Here is a 16,920-nt window from a genome sequence, read left to right on the forward strand (position 1 = left end):
ATTAGCGTACCTCTAAAACCTCCTGCATAAAGGTCTTCAGAGCGGAGGGTTTGGCACTTGCGATCCATTGCTTTAACTCATCAGTTTGACCATTCATATACCATCCAAGCTTCTCTTTTAACTCTTGGTCAAAGACTTTAGGTTGATTTTTTCGTTCCGCTAACAGTTGTTTAATCATTTGTGGCCAGCGATACCCACTATGACCAAAGCTGAGTTCAGGATAACGCTCAGCAAGTGTCATTACCGAAGAGAGTGATTCACCAGCGTATAATTCTGCCGCCAAAAAGCTGCCAATAAAACGATGGCTATCATCATACTTTAGGGCGATCGCGAATTGTTTACGAGCTTCTTCAAGCTTCCCTTGTTGCATGAGGGCTGTGGCGTTAATAGAAAGTACATAACCGTTAGTATTGGGTCGGTTTAGTTCGTTGTAGTAGGAATAATATTCGTTATACGACTTCCAGTCGGCATGGTCAAAATAGTACTGCGATAATGTGAAGGCGTAATTAGTAGAAGGCTGTAGTTGTATTAGCTTTTCGAGTAAAGGAATCGCCTTATCTTCTAATGTTGTATCCTTTGTGAGGGACGATTTTGCCAGCATCATCTTTACTAGCATGTGCAGGGCATGAACATCCTGTGGGTCATCGGCAATATTTTGTTGGTACATTTCTAGTGCCTGATCCGTTTTCTTATCCAGTAGTAGTTGGTCAGCCGCAGTAAGCTCTCTTTCCTTGAGATAAAAGAACGGCAGATTGCCGACAGTGTCTTCGTTCAGCCTGTAGCCATTACTGCGGGTAATCAGGCGTCCATCTGCATCTAAGGCTTCAATATTCCAAGAAAAGCGCACTTCGGGATTCATAAATCCGAGAAGGGAGAGGGGGTCAATAGATTCCCAGCCATCTCCACTGCTGCCATAGGAAAAACCGCCGCCATCGTAAAGTTCTTCTACTGGAATGGAGATATGATTATCTACAATACGATCCCGAATTTGTACACCCAACACGGCCCCCTCCCCGCCACCGCTTAAACGATAGTAAGCTGCACCTTCAACAGCTTTCCAGCGGAAATCTATGGTCTTGCCCGTTAGGGTTTCCTGATTAATGGGAGACTGCAGCTCAAGCAGAGGTTGTAGAACTATGCTCTCATTCAACCTGCCATCCGGTTTAACTTCAATCCAATCGTCATATTGTACAGGCCAGGTCCAGCCGTCGATCTGATCATAGCCAAGTCCAAGCTGTAACTGATAAAAGCCCGGAATCACACCGTGAAATTCGAAACGTCCTTCAGTATCTGTGACGATTCGGTAGGGTTCAGCAGAAGTGATGCTATGGTTAACTTCGCTTTTAGCACGGAGAAAAATACCTGCCCGCGGAACTGGGGTGCCATCGCTTCGTGTAAGGGTACCGGAGACGACAGCAGTTGAAGTATTTCCCATATCTATAGCAGACTGAATTGCGGTTCGAAGCGATTCCAGCTGTCTTTCAGTATCTGAAGTCCCAGCTTCTGGTGCTGCTGCTGCTGATCCTGTATTGTCTGTGGAGCCTTCGTTCGAACTGCTGGTGGCAGCGTTCATTTGTTTATGAATATCCTGCCAGAATTTTTTGTAGCTCTCCAAGCCATCCTTTACTACGGCAAGTGCTTCCTGCGCTTCGCCTTTTGTAAAGAGTAAACGCCCGGTAAGCCATGCTTTTTGTGCGTTTAGCTCTTCCTGATACTCGGATGGAAAGGGGGGTTGTTCAAGAATTGTTTCAGCGGTTGTTATATCGCCACTATTTAGAGCTCGCTCCGCTCGAAGGAGCTCCAGTTGTTTAGCTATATCGGAGTTGCTGTTTGACTGTTTCGTTGCGGTGATTAGCGCTTGATCTCCATCTTCCTTTTGGCCAAGAGCATCATATTCATAAGCTAACTGCTTAGCCGCAAATATACGTGTATTATCCGAAGGCCCCTCAAGGATATATTCCTCAAGCAAAGGTACTATGTCCTCCGGTAACAGACCGGAACGCTGGGTTTTATCATTACTCCACTGGCTCATCGAAGGGCTGACATTAACGTCATATCTGTAGGGATCATAGCTGTGATCCTTATCAAGGATGTTTGTACGGATTAGCTCGATACGTTTACTCCCGGTTGTGGAAGCCAGCTTTTGCAGAAGATCAGTTCTAGCTATGTTAGATTGAATAGCTGTGCTCTGATCTATCTGCCTTTGTGAAGGTAAGAAGTTAAACAGAAGAATAAGCAGGGAGGCAGGGAGTAACACGAATAACACCAGATGTTTGATTTTTATCTTAATTCTCATGTTTTTTCACCGCCTGCTCGTAGATATCCTTCCAATACGTATTGCCTCCAGCTTCGATTAGTTCTCGGTTCGCACGCTGCGGGGTATTTTGTTGTGGCTGTTGTTTAACCTCTGGTTGATGTAGGGTAAGCGAAACTACTAAAATAATAGCACCGATCGCACCTATAGGTTTGACAGGGATCTCAATTTCTTTATTCCACAGCGCCAATAAACGGGCTCCAAAGGTTGGAGGATGAGTCTGCTTAATGACCCGGTCGTGTCCAGTGAACTGGAGGTTCTTTAATTCTTCATCCAGCTGCTTTTTGACCGCATCGCGTTCTGTATTCATAAGAAATGTCCCTCCTTCACCAAAATCTTTTTTAAGAGCGTCCGGCCTCTGGCGAGTCTGGATTTGATCGTATTTTCAGATGTATTTAATTGCTCGGAAATTTCCCGGATACTCATCTCATGAAAGTAATATAACGTCAGACATTCACGGTATAGATAATCGAGATTTCTCATGGACTCGGCGAGCCTCACGTTATGCCATTCCACCATAAAAAGCTCTTCCGCTCCGGCTGTGAAGTCAGCATCCTCGTTGGTTTGCAGCTCTGACCCTCCCGCCGGGAAGATATTACGCCAGCTCCAAGTCCGTTGCCTCATGCGGCAGCGATTGACCACTATCCGTATCAGCCATGCCTTCAGCCGATCCGGTTCCTGTAACTGACTCATTTTGGCATAAGCTTGAATAAAAGTATCTTGTACCGCTTCTTCGGCACTTTGTCTATCTTTGAGCAGTAAAGAAGCGGTTCGCAGCAGCATATCTCCATATTCGTCCATTAACAGGCGGAGAGCTGACTCATCTTTTGCCACAATTCTCTCTATAATATTCAGATGTAGCTCCCCTCCCTTTACTAATAAGATGCGGATTGGAGGATTAAGGTTGCGTTTGGATGGAAAATTATTCAACAAATGTCGCGATTGCAGTTCGCCGGATAAGAGGTTACTGTTGGAATCTATTGTACAGATTGCAATGGGTCGCTTTTTCAAGCAGGATTAGCTCCTTTCTATTGTACGTTCTGCAATGAAACCCTTCGAGGCTGGGAATGACGGGTAAGGTCATATAGTTCATAGGTTTACGAGTTTACGAGTTTATAGTTAGATGGAGTTATGTGGAGATTTTAAAAGAGAAACTTACTTGAGTTAGGTGTCGGAAAAAAGGGTTTTATGTAGAAAAATAGAGTGTGTATGAATTTATATTTGTAGATATGGGTAAAAGAGGGTTAGCCAGAAAAATTGCCGCTATCCTGCAACTATTTGATTTTCACCTCGTCTGTATGTTCAGTTTCATTTTTGCAAGATGACTTTTGCAAGATGACTTTTAGGTAATCTACTAAGGAGATGACATCATGTCAGTACAGATAAAATTAATAGCAGGCTCTATCCTACTCGCAGGAATGATTGGGCTTGCTGGATGCAGTTCGAACAATGAGGCGGGGAATTCAGAATCCCAGGCAACGGCGCCAACAGAAACGGCTGTAACAGCAACCTCTGAGCCGGAAGTTAGTCCATCAAGCACCCCAGCAGAAACTGCACCAGCAGCGACTTCCTCCCCTACGGAGACTGATAAAGATTCAACCAACTCAAATTCACAAAATAGCGACAAACAGCTTAAAGAGTTACTCGAGCTTGCCAAAAAGGGGAAGGTACCCGGTGTAAAATATGCCGCTCATACCGGACTCATTGATGAGGTCGAAGCGGATTGGGGCAAACCTGATCAACAAGAGTCAGCGGGAAAAGGTATTTATGCTACCTACACTGACAAACATGTCGTGTTTGGATTTAATAAAGGAAGTTTAATCTTCGATGTTCGTTCAAGTGATTCCACACTGCAAAAGCTGACGCTGAAGCAAATTGAGGCAACACTCGGCAAGCCTGACGCTACCAAAGTGAACGGAGACGATAAGATTTACACCTATCAAGCCAATGACCAATACCAGCTGAAATTTATTATTCCAAGCTCGACCGGTACAGTAGATCATATTTCCGTGTTTAGTGAACAGGACTCTTTTAACAATATGGCTGGGTAAGTGGCATGGGTTAGAAGAGGAGAGAGCAATTTTGCAGAGGAATCTGTGGGTTGCTCTTTTTGTATGTTCTTTTTTGAGGTGGAGTAGGCCTTGGACGGACTGTTATAATGTAACCAATGAGCGGGTTCGGGGAAAGTGAGGTTCTATCATGCAGCTGGAATTAAACGAAAGTGAATATAAAGTGACCGCAGAAGGGATAACGATAGAATTATTCCCAAAAGAATTTACGCTTTTTCAGTTCTTGTATAAAAATAGAGGGCGTACATTCAGTCGAGAACAGCTGTTGGATAAAGTATGGCCGCTTGAATATCCGGTAGAGCGAACAGTAGATGATCATATTTATCGGCTTCGTAAAAAGCTAGGCAAGTTTCAAGACTTAGATATTAAGACTGTTCGGGGATTTGGTTATAGTCTGACTATGCAGGAGCCCTCAGCTGCTATGGCCAATCCGACTACATATGACTTAGAGATGCAAAAGACGATGCGGGAGGTATTCAAGAAATATCACCTATATGGCCAAGGTCGCTCGATGTTAATCCTCGCACGCCAACAGGATGTTTTGGGGTATGCGATGGATCCGTTTTATTCGATCTATATTCATTTTGTACAGGGAGATTTGGATTGGCTGCTGAACACAACCGAGGTGGGGATAGAGGAACGGTTTTATTCCTTATTAATCTGTTATGTTCTATTGGGTGATCCTAAGAAAAAATTAGAGTTCTGTGAGTTGGTCCTTGAGAAAAAAATTCTTTTGCCGCCTCAGCATCGCGAAGTGGAGATTCTAAATATTCTGGATTTGTACACGCTGGCAGGGCAACCGGAAAAAGCACTGGAACGACTAAAGCTAACATATGAAGTGATTAAAGAGCCGGGGTATGAGAGTTTCATTCCTATAACGGCGACCTCAGAAATGCTTACACACTTGTGGATGGGAACAGAAGATCACGTAATAGAACGGATGGCAACAGACATTGAAGCACTTTTGCTGGAGAAACCTTATTTGCGTGAGATTGGTAGTTATAAAGTTACAAGGGGCTTGTGGTTTCTACGGCGCAAGTCTTGGCGTGAAGCCGAGCAACTGTTGGATGAGGCACTTCAGGTGCTTGAGATGTCAGGGTTCGTGCCGATACGGATATATGCATTGTACCGAATAGTTCATTTTTGTAAACAGTTTCCACCTAAGCCAGCTTTGTATCGCAAATATGTGGATATATTTGAACAGGAGAAGGAAGAGCGGGGATTCCATCGGTTAGAACAATCCTTGGATACCGTGCTTACGAACCTTGTGACTGCCCCCTGATAATTCTCTGACAATTCTCCATTACATTAAGGTCATGCTAATAAGTTCTTAATTGTAATTTGGAGGAATGTTTAATGAATGCTTCAACACAAGCAGGCACGAGCCTGCTTAAGAACAAGGTGTATATGCGTGTGTACAGCGCATATGCGACGGCTACCTTTGGGGATTGGTTCGATGCCTTAGCAATTCAGGTACTCGTAGGGTACCGCTGGCAGGCCAGCCCGCTAATGCTGGCTTTGATTCCGGTCTCCATAGCTTTGCCGGGGATTTTGCTGGGCTCGTTCGCAGGGGTAGTGGCTGACCGACTGAACAAGCTGAAGCTAATGCGGATGTGTGATCTGCTTACGGCATTGTTAACCGTATTCGTATTATTTGCTCCCAGTATGGTGTGGTTGCTCCCGTTATTGATGTTGCGTGCTGCCATTTCTACGTTAAACGTGCCTGCTCAGCAGTCGATGACCCGTAGTATGGTTAGAGAAGACCAACTGCTTCAAGCTACCTCGCTTAATGGGCTTGTAAATCAAGGCTCGAAAATCGCGGGACCTTTACTGGGCGGCTTCGCGTTGTCTGTTCTTACGCCACAGTGGTGTATATTGATCAATGCTTGCCTTAGAGGCTGTTCCTATTTGCTCCTACTTACAGTTAAGAAAAGTGAAGTAGAACAAGTTGGCACAGAAGGCAAGGGCGATCAAGAGGAACGTGTTGCTCTCCGCACGATGTGGAAAGAAGGCTGGAATTTTATGCTGCATAGTAGGTTGCTGCTAAATACCATGCTGTTTGGCATAGTCTGTTCAATGGCTATTCAGATGATTGATTTTCAATTCACCAGTCTATTTAGGGTACTTGCACCCTCTAATGAATCTTTACTGGGCTGGCTCGTGGCGGCATCCGGAGGCGGTGCTGTATTCATCATTATGGTCATGAACAAAATGAATCGCGGAACAGGTTATGGCTGGAAGCTTGGAACGGGTTATGTGCTGATGGGTTTATCGGTTGGGGGACTTGGACTGCTTCAGCCAGGAGCTTCCAGTATTTCTGTATTGCTATTAGGGTTCTTACTAGGTATTGGGAATGGAATTTTTATTATCACGTTCAATTATTGTCTGCAAAAAGAAACACCCCCGCATATGACAGGGCGTGTGTTCGGTATTCAGAGTACCATTCTTAGCGGAGTTATGATTGGCGCACCACTTCTCGGCGGAATGATGGTTCAGATTGCTGGGCCTAGCCGTATCTTTTTGAATTTCGGCATCGTAATCGCTCTGATTGGTGTGCTGGGCATCGCATTTGGGCGTGTGCTGTGGCCCGCGCAGAAAGAGATGAACGATAGCTCTGCGGAGCAATCTAGGACAGTTGAGGTTATGGAGGGTAGCTAGCAGGTAGCACGCTAGTCTAGCTAGCGGGACTTCCTAGCTGGACTAGATTAGCTAGACTGGGAAGGTTGAGTGGCAGAGAGAACCTAGCGTGACTCCCTAGCAGATACTTAGCTAGACTAGACAAGTTGAGTGGCAAAGACAATCTAGCGTGGCAAACTAGCTAATACTTAGCGGGACTAGAAAGCTTGAGTGGCAGAGAGAACCTAGCGTGACTCCCTAGCAGATACTTAGCTAGACTAGACAGGTTGAGTGGCAAAGACAACCTAGCGTGACTCCCTAGCAGATACTTAGCTAGACTAGACAGGTTGAGTGGCAAAGATAATCTAGCGTGACAAACTAGCCGTTTTCTAGCGTGACTAGATAACTTGAGTGCCAAAGAGAACCTAGCCTGACAACCTAGCAGATACTTAGCTAGACTAGACAGGTTGAGTGGCAAAGATAATCTAGCGTGACAAACTAGCCGTTTTCTAGCGTGACTAGAAAACTTGAGTTACAAAGAGAACCTAGCCTGACAACCTAGCAGATACTTAGCTAGACTAGACAGGTTGAGTGGCAAAGATAATCTAGCGTGACAAACTAGCCGTTTTCTAGCGTGACTAGAAAACTTGAGTGCCAAAGAGAACCTAGCCTGACAACCTAGCAGATACTTAGCTAGACTAGACAGGTTGAGTAGCAAAGATAATCTAGCGTGACTTCCTAGCATTTAGTTGCAGAATGTGCAGTTAAATTCCCCTCCATCGATCAAACTGGGATTTAGTTGTATTTTGTGCAGTTATTATTTGATATTCTCCCTTTTAGTCTAGGAATGATGATTTTTAGTTGCACAAAGTACACTTATTTGCTCAGGATGTCTCTTTTTACGCTTAATAGTTGTATATAGTGCAATTAAGAGTCTCCTTAGTCATAGTCGCCTTAATATGTGACTTCTCAATAAGTATCTCCTTAATAAGTGACCTCTCAATAAGTTATTACTTTGTGATCTAAAGCAACTGCTGCACGAAACGTTATAAGTTACAATATTACCTAGCCCGATAGGACAGTTTCCCGTCCGTAAGGGCTTTTTTAGTGTGTAGAGGAGATTGGCTAGAACATTAGAATTTGTAGAGGTAAGGAGGGAAAGGAGGGAAAGGATGGAAAGGATGGAAAGGATGGCTACTTTTATTTATATGGTGAGGCACGGTGAGTCGCCCAAACTGCCCGGAGAAACTGAAAGGACTCGCGGACTAACCGCGAAGGGGGAGGCGGATGCCCGCAAGATAACGGAAAAACTACGTCTGGAAGGAATTCAAGTCTTCTATTCAAGTCCATACCTTCGGGCTATACATACGATTTCTGGATTGGCGCAGGAGTTAGGAGCAGAGATTCAGAGTGTTGAAGACCTCCGGGAAATCCATTTCTCGGACGGAAATAAGATTATGACTGATCAGGAGCTGTATCCATTACTGACAAAAATGTTTGAAGATCCGGATTTTGTCCCAGTTGGTGGGGAATCCATTCATGCGTGTCAGAAGCGTTCAGTTAGTGTACTGGCAGAAATACTGAGCAATCACAGCGGTCAAAAGGTTGCTATTGGAACTCACGGGGCAGTCATGACGCTTATGATGAACTATTTTGATGCCAAATATGATCTGAACTTTCTTCTTCAAACCACAAAGCCGGATATTTATAAAATGAAGTTCGCAGGCGGAACGTTAGTGGGTGTGGAGAGGTTATGATTATTGGGGACTGCTTACAAGCGTCCCGACTCATCATCAACCTGAGGCTTACGGACCCAGATGACATTATTCGCAGATTATTAGCCTTTGGAGCATGGTTTCGGACTCCAGCGTCGTTATTCCTTAAAAAGAGCACCTTATTGGGTGTTTTTTATGCCAATAGCGACTCTGGGGTCCTTTCTCATCCCAAAAGTGGGGAATTGCTGCATATAAGGTCAGCTGTGTCCGATAGCGGCTTCACACACGTAAATACGTACGAGTGAATACGCACGAGTAAATACGTACGCGTAATTACGTACAGGTAATACGTACACGTAATTAGATACACGTAAATGGGCACGCGTAAAATACATACGCATAAATAAGTACACATAAACACGTACGCATAAATGCGTACAGGTATAAGTACGCGTAAACTACGTCCACGTAAATACATACGCGTAAATTACGTACGCATAAATACGTACGAGTAAATACGTACGCATAAATACGCACGAGTAAATACGTACGCATAAATACGTACGCATAAATACGTACGAGTAAATACATACGCAAAAATATGTACGCGAAAATATTACCGAATCAAATGAAAATGGGTAAGGGGATTTGGATTAAGTAAGGTTGGCTTGTGAACAGTACTTCCACTATGAAAAATACGGCTTCACAAGCCAAGCTGTGTTTAATCATAACGTTAGTCTGACTTTAGGCTATTCTAGCTAAGGCACTGACTTTCTTCTACTCTAACAATAGAACTATCTACAAGCAATAGATCTATCTATAGTCTATAGAGCTATCTACAAGCTATAAAACTATCTACAAGCTATAAAATCGCTTAGTATTCGCAGTCACTAACTTTTCCGCTTCGCCGGGGGTGTAACCATGGAGCGCTCCCCAAGCAGCGGCGACTTCCCGAATCATAGACGGATGGGTGATTTTCCCCGCAAAAGGTCCTTCGAACGGCCAAGGCCCATCGGTTTCAGCCATGACTAGCTCTGGGGGATAACGGCGGGCAAGCGCCTGTATCTCCGGCTCATACAGGATATCCGGGGTGAAGGAGATATAGTAGCCGTTCTTAATCATGCGGGCAATGGCTTCTTCTGGACCTTTGAACCAGTGAAAGTGGGCATGCTGTATGTTATGTTTTTCCAGGAGATCACAAGCAATAAGCGCATCTTCATAGACAGCATGCAGCACCACAGGTTTATCGAGACGGGCAGCTAACCCAAGCAACTGATCCAGCAGCTCAATATAGGGCTCCATATCAAAGGTTTCGCCACGTTCTAAAGCTTCAGCACGCGTATAGTAAGGCAGCCCGATTTCCCCCACAGCAATATAATCCTCACTAGATTGACTCTCGATCCATTTCAGCAGAGCAGCCAGCTCAGCATCCTGCGGCAGGGGTTGCTCTGGATGAAAGCCATAAGCTGGACAGACCACGCCGGGATTTATGGCTGCAAGTCTTTGGGTGCGTATACAAGAGTCCAAATTCATAGAGACAGCGATAAGGGCTTTAATTCCCATGTCAGGTAGTTCACTCAGTATCTGTTCGGCAACTTCAGGTTCATATTGCTCTAAATGTATATGGGCATCAATCATAACTGTTTACCCTCCACGTAAGAAGCTAATTCCTCATGAACCTCAAAGCGAATAGAGTCGGGTTCCATTCCATCTTTTCCCGGTTTGTAGGCAAAGGTTAGTGTGCCAATACTCTCCAGAAATCCAATATAAACATTTGTTTCCGCCTTTAGCTTGCCCTCTTCCACTATGTAGTGAGTAACAGCACCAATGCCGGCTTGTTCGCCTAGATTGCCATCCTCAGCACGATCTGGATATCGCAAAGTCACCATGGATGGAGTTGAGCCTTTAACTTGAATTTGAATCAGGGCGTCCCCTTTTTCATTAGAAATTTTTGACGTAACCAATGCGGAGGCGGCTTTATCTGCAGAAGGGACAGTGACTTCTTCCCACGGGTTAGGCTTAATCACGTGAAGTTCCTGCATGGACATGCCCGTACCTGTTCCGAGCCACAGAATGACAACGACTTCTTCCTGTCCATCCTGATCGATGTCGGCATAATGAATCTCAGGAGGGTAACTTAGGAGTCTGGGTGTTTCCCAATCAAATGTATGCTTGTTACCGTTCACCTCTACAACAAATCCTTCGTAGGTACCGCCATCTTTAAGGGCAGTATACAGCTTCACTTGGTCATTTTCTGTAGCAATAGCGAGAGGTTCGCTGGGTGTTCTGACGGTAGTACTAACATCCCCTGATGTTATTAATACTTCAGTTCCAGCTGCATTCAGCTGCGCAGTGGCACCAGACAGAGAGTTTAAGGAATCGGCAGGAATATATAAAATACCATTTCGTAGAATAGCTGGTCCTTCAAGCGAGGTTTGATATCCATCAGCTTGCATATACTCATTGTCCGGCGTCAGAACATAACTACTGCTTCCATCAGAGATGGTCAAGGTCTTTAAGTTATTATCCCATTTTTGTTCTGAGGTGTAGTATTCCATTAGTACTTTTGCAGGTACATAGACCTTATCATCTAGGAAAAAAGGGGAGAGAGTAGGAAGAACGGCTTCGCCGTCCACGATTAGTTTCAGTGGTGCTGAAGTAGCTTGTGTTTGATTAATAGCCATTGTTGTATCCATATCTATGGTTGCCGATGCTCCGCATCCGGCCAAAAAGAGCGTGATAGCTCCTATAGCGATGATTTTATTCATAATTACCTCCAGGATAAAGTCCAGTCCCCTTAAGTATAGAATAAAACAGCGCGTTGTAGGTCACTTTCTATTAACAAAGAGAATACAAGCTTGTTACAGTTCGCTAGTTTTTTATAAAATGCAGGCATCCACGCAATAAACGACGAGTGTAATAGAAAGAAATGAACAAAAGTAAGGAGAGGCACAGACCAATTGGAAGGCTGAGAATGTTCGGGAAATCATAATCTGGGAAGGCATTTAGTCCTATCCCTTTGATGCCAACAATACCTAGCACACCACCGATAGGTGCAATGATTGCACAGACAACACTCCCCACGGCCCAGACACTAAGGATCGGTACACAGAACAAGATGGTGGCACCTTTGGCGATATTTTTGAGTACAGTGGCTCCTGACAAATGAGTGATTTTTTCCATGTAGACTCTCCTTTATTGGTTTAAAAATACAGTTCGGTCAACTTGCGACTTAAGATCCACCGTTAGACTTTTGCTATAGCGGATTTCCCCAATGGTACAACCCGGTCCGACGATGATTTCTTCACCGCACACAAGGTCAGCTGTCGTCCGGTATAACGTTATGCTAGTTCCTTCAATCGTTGTGCAGGTAAGTTTTCGAAAAGGGTGCATCAGCGCATTAATCAACTTGGAGGAGGGTTTAACGATAATGTCACCGCCAGCTCTCATAACCTCGACTGTGCTTCTATTGCCTAAACGGATCTCAATCGATGAATCTGCATTTAGTCTCTTTATGTTCACAGCACCTTCAGCATAAAAAGTCCCGGCCGCAGCATTTTCTGCTACGGACATGTATCCAGAAGATCGGAGATTATCTGCTTGGATATTTTGAACGCGCAGACTCCCTAGATTGTTTACCTGATTGGCCTTACAATTCCCCCCAATTGTACAGTCGCCAGATACTTTGAGTTTTGATGTCGAGACACTACTTTTAGTACTTAAGTGGCCAAACACATCAACAGTGACCGCACGAATATTCTCTCGGACAAACAGCGAACCTCTTACCTTCAACGGTGGATCGATCATGTCAGTACGTTCATAAGTATTGTTATTATTGGACATTTACAGTACCGTCCTTCAAAATATATTTTAATGATTAAAATATATATTCATTATAATATATAGTCAATATAATAATTTGGGAGTTTAACATAAAAAACACTGCCGTCAGTTTCCTGACAGACAGTGTTTATAGAAAAGAGTATAGCTGATAAGGAGCAAAATGAAGGCTGTTAGTGCATCATTTGTTCCATCAATTTATTTATTTGTTCTAAAGTTCCGGAGATTTTATTCAGATCTGAGGTAGGAAATGCTTCAAATATTGTATGGATACGCTGATCGCCTTGTTCTGTAAGGACAATATTGACAACTCTGCGGTCTTCTTTAGTCCGCACCCGTTCAATAAGTCCGGCTTCCTCAAGTTTATCGCACATGGAAGAAGCGGCTCCGGGTGTGACCACGAAGCGTTCAGAGATGTCAGTAATGTTCAAGCTTCCGGTAAGCCGGAGTTGAAACAGCAGCATGATCTGATTGTGAGTCAGGGCTTCCTTTTTAGTGATCATATCAATGAAAAACTGGGATTTCTGCTGCACATTTGCCATAGATTCCATGACCTTATGGATAGCATTTTGTTTCTCTTCCTTTGTGCTCATAACATTGCCTCGCTCCAATTTACTTTAGTTACTAAAATATATAGAAGCTATAATAAGCTTGTCAAGTTGACGGGTTACTGTAGCTTGGTTAGAAAGACTGAATTTAGCGCTGGAACCCTTCTTTTTTTTATATCTTGTAATGAAATTGGAAATATATCGTATTAACTGATGAATTTACTTAGCTAAGTGAAAATTTGGTGGGAAAGGAGAGTTAGATTGATGCATGAGCGCGCATTGCTTCATCCTTTTGTTAAAGAGAATATACAGGAAAATACTGACATAAATGTTTTGTTCACAACGATTTTTGAAACCTACTATAAAAGAATATTCAACTACATCGCTTACCGGGTTAGTTCTCTCCATACGGCTGAGGATCTGACAAGCCTTGTTTTTGAGAAAATGTTGGCGAAACTATCGACCTATTCTCAGGAAAAAGCTCCTTTAGAGGTATGGTTATTCGCCATTGCCAGAAATGTGGTCAATGATCATTACCGGAGTTTTAAAAGGAAAAGTTTCTTTTCGCTGGATGCCGTCAAGGAACTGGTTTCTAGCAGAAAAGATCCAGAATGTTTGATCCTCCAGGGAGAACGTAGTGGAAGGCTTAACGAAGCCTTGAATACATTGAGCTCAAAGGAGCGGAATATTGTGGCTCTAAAATTTGGAGCTAATCTGAGAAATAGAGAGATTGCCCAGGTTACGGGAATTTCGGAGAGCAATATCGGTGTGATACTCTACCGGACTATGAAAAAGCTGAAGACTGAAATAGGGAGCGTGGAGCAGCTATGAACAGTAAAGACATACAGCAGAAGTTCTCAGCAGATTTAGATGAAAGTATATATGGAGCGGCAAATGATTTAAAGGGTGCTGGGGAGTACAAGGAGCTGCTGGAGCTAGGCAGGGTTCTGGCCCATAAAGATTTCAGCGAGGGCTCTGACAAAACAGCCATTCTGAATAAGGCTCGGAGAAAGTATGCCGGCCAAAAGGAGGAGAAAGGATTGCATACAAAACATAGATTAAGACGTCCTGCTGTTATGCTGGCAACTTTGCTAGTGGTTAGCGTATTAAGTGTAACTTTTGTGCAGCCGTCATTTGCACAGGAGCTGTTAATGAAAGTATTGCAAACGATAAACTTAGGCCATATTGTAGCCCATGAAGTAGAATTTTCTGCGGATTCCAACGTGATTCCGGATGACTTTAAGGGGAAGATTTTTGATAGCAAAGGAAATGCGTTTGTGACCCTCGACGCTGCTCAAAAGGCAGGTGATATCTACAATGCTGATGGGGAAAAAATCGTCGGAGTTGAAGACGGCAGACTGGTTACGCAATCTGAGAGGGATCAAGAGAAAGCGGAATTGCTGATCGAGAGGGATTCTAGCAAGCTAAATGAATATACGATTTTTAATGTGGGATTGCCGGAGTATTTGCCAGACGGTTATACCTTTGATCGTGCAGAGTTTTATAAGGATAGCAATGGTGAAGTAATCGACAGCAAATATATTAATTTATATTTTGTTAATGAAGCTACCGATGAGATCATCTCGATGCAGCAGCGGCACGCTGATTCCGAAACGGCTTATGAGATGTCGACGGATGGCACCATCGAAAAAGTGAAGATTAACGGAGTTGATGCTGTATTGGTTAATGGAAAAGGGTTGGACTGGGAAGCCAATGGAGTCTTATACGGTGTAACATCAGCTAGCTTGGACAAGAATGATTTGATCAAAGTTGCTGAGTCTATCCGCTGACTGATTTTTTAGAGAGATAGGCGGTTACTGTTCGAGTATATATAGGCAAGGGGATGATCCATATGGATCTCCCCTTTTTCGCTTTATTGAGGGCACATGCAAACAATGAGTGGGAGAATATAGCTGTACTTCGTACAACTATATTTCTGCGAAATAACGCTTGGATGGATATAATTGTATTTCGTACACTTATTTTCACGATTTATCCCACTATAGGAAGTTTCTCCGCTTTTTAATTGTATAGAATACACTTAAAATCAGAGTAAACCTTTTTGCATATGGAATAAGTGTACAGAATGCAGTTATCTCATAGATTTCTGCGGGATCCGGCCAAAGCTGGCGTGTAAAGCCGAACATCAGCTTCCACCGCCCATAATCTGTTCAAGCAAAGCTGAACATCAGCTTCCACCTGTCCATAATCTGTTCAGCTGGCAGTCGCCTCGGCTTACTTCATCTACTCCATTAAGCCGCTGCAGAGTAAAAAATAAATCGAACGATTTATTCTCTATGTACCAATACATAGTGTAAGACCGAAGGAGGGATTGAGAGGGATGAAACATCCAAATGAATATTCTCAGCTCATTGCGCTTACGCTAGCCGGCAGCCGTGAAGCGTACAGTGAACTATATGAAGCAACGATTCGGGATGTGTATCAGACCGTTCATTTTCTCGTTCGCGAAACCTCCGATGTGGATGATGTTGTTCAGGAGATTTATATTCAGGTGCACCGGTCGCTTGAGCAATTTGACGTCAATCGTCCTTTTAGGCCTTGGCTTATGGGGCTGGTTATGCGGCAAATTCATGCCTATCGAAGAAAGAGATGGACGCATCTCCGAATGGTTAAAAAAGTAGAGCAGACTGATTTAAGGATGGAACCTGATTTCACTAGTGATGTTGTGGACAGGTTAGCTAACCGCCGTCTACTAGCAAGTGTAGATCGTCTTCCATTTAAGCTGAAGCAGGTGATTATTCTGCACTATTTAAATGAATATTCACAGGAAGAAAGTGCCGCGATACTGGGTATCCCTCTGGGTACGGTGAAATCCCGTATTCATGCTGCACTGCACAAGCTTCGTCAGAAGCCGGAGAATCATACTCTTTTTAAGGGAAAGGTGGAGGACCTGCATGAATTTCAATGAAGAGTTACGGACAGTTCTGCAGGAAGAGGCGAGAAATCTAAGTGCCCCACCGGAACTGAAGAAGCAAATACTAAATCAGACCGAGACGAGATCAGGGGGAAGACGAATGAAAAAATGGCTTGTAGCAAGCATTTTGGCGGCTGCATTATTAATTCCTACTGGAGCATATGCCGGATATAATTATTTGGCGGATACCCTGTATGGCTCACAAGCAACTGCTGCTACGATTGGAGTAACCCAGCAACAATATGACAGGCTTGAAGCCAAGCTGCAGAACGCGAAACAAAGCTTTAACGAAGAGGAATTTACAAGATTGATATCTTTACTAGAGGAATTGGGAGCTTACAATCTGCAAATGGCCGATGCTGACGGAGTCTTTCACCTAGAACAGTTAAGTGTGAAAGATCAAAAGGCATATAATGATTTACAGGTTGAGCTTAAACCTTATTTCGAGAAAATGAATGAAAATGAAATCCCTCAGGCAAAGGCGGCTGTCGTTGATCGTGATACTTTCTGGAATGGCGTGCTGGAAAAAGCTGAACAGAGGTTTACTAAAGAAGAGTTTGAGGAGATCGAACAATTAATAAATGAGTTGCAAAGCTATGATGCCAAGGTATTTGATGCAGATGGAAGTGTTCATATGGATCGGCTTTCGAAAGAGGAGATACAAAACCAAGAGAAGTTAATTGAAGCGCTCGGTCCTTATATAAATAAGCTGGACATGATGATTAAACCTAGTTCTTAGTTGAATTTAAATGCATGTATTGAATAACTATGGATAGAAGTAGCATTAGAAAAGCCACCAGAAAAGGTCTAATACACCTTGTGTTCTGGTGGTTTTTTACATTCGGCTAATTTGTATTTTATACATCACTAATTGAATAAATGT

The 16,920-nt window shown here is 43.6% G+C and carries 16 protein-coding genes; 8 read left to right on the top strand and 8 right to left on the bottom strand.

The features are described from left to right. Nucleotide 1: 1 nt before the first annotated feature. The 3 genes from NSQ50_RS05295 to NSQ50_RS05305 are packed head-to-tail and all read right to left on the bottom strand — an operon-like array spanning nucleotide 2 to nucleotide 3,325. On the bottom strand, nucleotides 2-2,296 hold the full coding sequence (locus NSQ50_RS05295) for a carboxypeptidase-like regulatory domain-containing protein (protein WP_076225045.1): 2,295 nt from the start codon (nucleotides 2,294-2,296) through the stop codon (nucleotides 2-4). Then, nucleotides 2,286-2,624: a hypothetical protein gene (locus NSQ50_RS05300; protein ID WP_038569021.1), complete on the bottom strand. Its 339-nt coding sequence runs from the start codon at nucleotides 2,622-2,624 to the stop codon at nucleotides 2,286-2,288. Before NSQ50_RS05300 ends, NSQ50_RS05295 begins: the two co-directional genes overlap by 11 nt. Further along, on the bottom strand, nucleotides 2,621-3,325 hold the full coding sequence (locus tag NSQ50_RS05305; RefSeq protein ID WP_305953530.1) for an RNA polymerase sigma factor: 705 nt from the start codon (nucleotides 3,323-3,325) through the stop codon (nucleotides 2,621-2,623). The genes NSQ50_RS05300 and NSQ50_RS05305 overlap by 4 nt, the downstream gene beginning before the upstream one ends. 359 nt (nucleotides 3,326-3,684) lie before the next feature. Between NSQ50_RS05305 and NSQ50_RS05310 the strand changes: the two genes are divergently transcribed. The 4 genes from NSQ50_RS05310 (at nucleotide 3,685) to NSQ50_RS05325 (ending at nucleotide 8,756) form a co-directional block, all read left to right on the top strand. Continuing rightward, nucleotides 3,685-4,365: a YjgB family protein gene (locus NSQ50_RS05310; protein WP_081386987.1), complete on the top strand. Its 681-nt coding sequence runs from the start codon at nucleotides 3,685-3,687 to the stop codon at nucleotides 4,363-4,365. Nucleotides 4,366-4,513: 148 nt separating this feature from the next. Further along, nucleotides 4,514-5,665: a winged helix-turn-helix domain-containing protein gene (locus NSQ50_RS05315; RefSeq protein ID WP_052096812.1), complete on the top strand. Its 1,152-nt coding sequence runs from the start codon at nucleotides 4,514-4,516 to the stop codon at nucleotides 5,663-5,665. Between the two features lie 74 nt (nucleotides 5,666-5,739). Further along, a complete protein-coding gene (locus NSQ50_RS05320; protein ID WP_036680431.1) occupies nucleotides 5,740-7,041 on the top strand; it encodes an MFS transporter in 1,302 nt (433 codons plus the stop codon). 1,148 nt (nucleotides 7,042-8,189) lie between these two features. Continuing rightward, nucleotides 8,190-8,756 (top strand): histidine phosphatase family protein, encoded by a 567-nt coding sequence (locus tag NSQ50_RS05325; RefSeq protein ID WP_076145553.1) that lies wholly within the window; start codon nucleotides 8,190-8,192, stop codon nucleotides 8,754-8,756. 813 nt (nucleotides 8,757-9,569) lie between these two features. Here the strand turns inward: NSQ50_RS05325 and NSQ50_RS05330 are convergent. From NSQ50_RS05330 to NSQ50_RS05350, 5 genes are all read right to left on the bottom strand, one after another. Continuing rightward, on the bottom strand, nucleotides 9,570-10,352 hold the full coding sequence (locus NSQ50_RS05330; RefSeq protein WP_036686755.1) for a TatD family hydrolase: 783 nt from the start codon (nucleotides 10,350-10,352) through the stop codon (nucleotides 9,570-9,572). After that, nucleotides 10,349-11,482, bottom strand: a complete 1,134-nt coding sequence (locus NSQ50_RS05335) for a copper amine oxidase N-terminal domain-containing protein (RefSeq protein WP_051491477.1) — start codon at nucleotides 11,480-11,482, stop codon at nucleotides 10,349-10,351. Before NSQ50_RS05335 ends, NSQ50_RS05330 begins: the two co-directional genes overlap by 4 nt. A gap of 103 nt (nucleotides 11,483-11,585) precedes the next feature. Then, the gene (locus NSQ50_RS05340; RefSeq protein WP_036686758.1) at nucleotides 11,586-11,897 is read right to left on the bottom strand and encodes a hypothetical protein; all 312 of its coding nucleotides are present in this window, start codon (nucleotides 11,895-11,897) and stop codon (nucleotides 11,586-11,588) included. 12 nt (nucleotides 11,898-11,909) lie between these two features. Continuing rightward, complete coding sequence (locus NSQ50_RS05345; protein WP_036686760.1) at nucleotides 11,910-12,557, bottom strand: hypothetical protein; 648 nt, start codon at nucleotides 12,555-12,557, stop codon at nucleotides 11,910-11,912. A gap of 170 nt (nucleotides 12,558-12,727) precedes the next feature. Then, nucleotides 12,728-13,147, bottom strand: coding sequence for a MarR family winged helix-turn-helix transcriptional regulator (locus tag NSQ50_RS05350; RefSeq protein WP_076225047.1), 420 nt, complete (start codon nucleotides 13,145-13,147; stop codon nucleotides 12,728-12,730). 219 nt (nucleotides 13,148-13,366) lie between these two features. Between NSQ50_RS05350 and NSQ50_RS05355 the strand changes: the two genes are divergently transcribed. The 4 genes from NSQ50_RS05355 (at nucleotide 13,367) to NSQ50_RS05370 (ending at nucleotide 16,776) form a co-directional block, all read left to right on the top strand. Further along, nucleotides 13,367-13,933: a sigma-70 family RNA polymerase sigma factor gene (locus NSQ50_RS05355; protein ID WP_036686762.1), complete on the top strand. Its 567-nt coding sequence runs from the start codon at nucleotides 13,367-13,369 to the stop codon at nucleotides 13,931-13,933. Continuing rightward, nucleotides 13,930-14,892 (top strand): DUF4367 domain-containing protein, encoded by a 963-nt coding sequence (locus NSQ50_RS05360; protein WP_036686764.1) that lies wholly within the window; start codon nucleotides 13,930-13,932, stop codon nucleotides 14,890-14,892. The genes NSQ50_RS05355 and NSQ50_RS05360 overlap by 4 nt, the downstream gene beginning before the upstream one ends. Before the next feature lie 551 nt (nucleotides 14,893-15,443). Further along, on the top strand, nucleotides 15,444-16,031 hold the full coding sequence (locus tag NSQ50_RS05365) for a sigma-70 family RNA polymerase sigma factor (RefSeq protein WP_036686766.1): 588 nt from the start codon (nucleotides 15,444-15,446) through the stop codon (nucleotides 16,029-16,031). Next, nucleotides 16,018-16,776 carry a DUF3600 domain-containing protein gene (locus tag NSQ50_RS05370; RefSeq protein ID WP_340949302.1) on the top strand — a complete coding sequence of 253 codons (759 nt, stop codon included), beginning with the start codon at nucleotides 16,018-16,020 and terminating at the stop codon, nucleotides 16,774-16,776. The genes NSQ50_RS05365 and NSQ50_RS05370 overlap by 14 nt, the downstream gene beginning before the upstream one ends. The last annotated feature ends 144 nt before the right edge of the window (nucleotides 16,777-16,920 follow it).

The sequence above is a fragment of the Paenibacillus sp. FSL R10-2788 genome, from assembly GCF_038003885.1.
Taxonomy (GTDB): Bacteria; Bacillota; Bacilli; order Paenibacillales; family Paenibacillaceae; genus Paenibacillus_AQ; species Paenibacillus_AQ odorifer.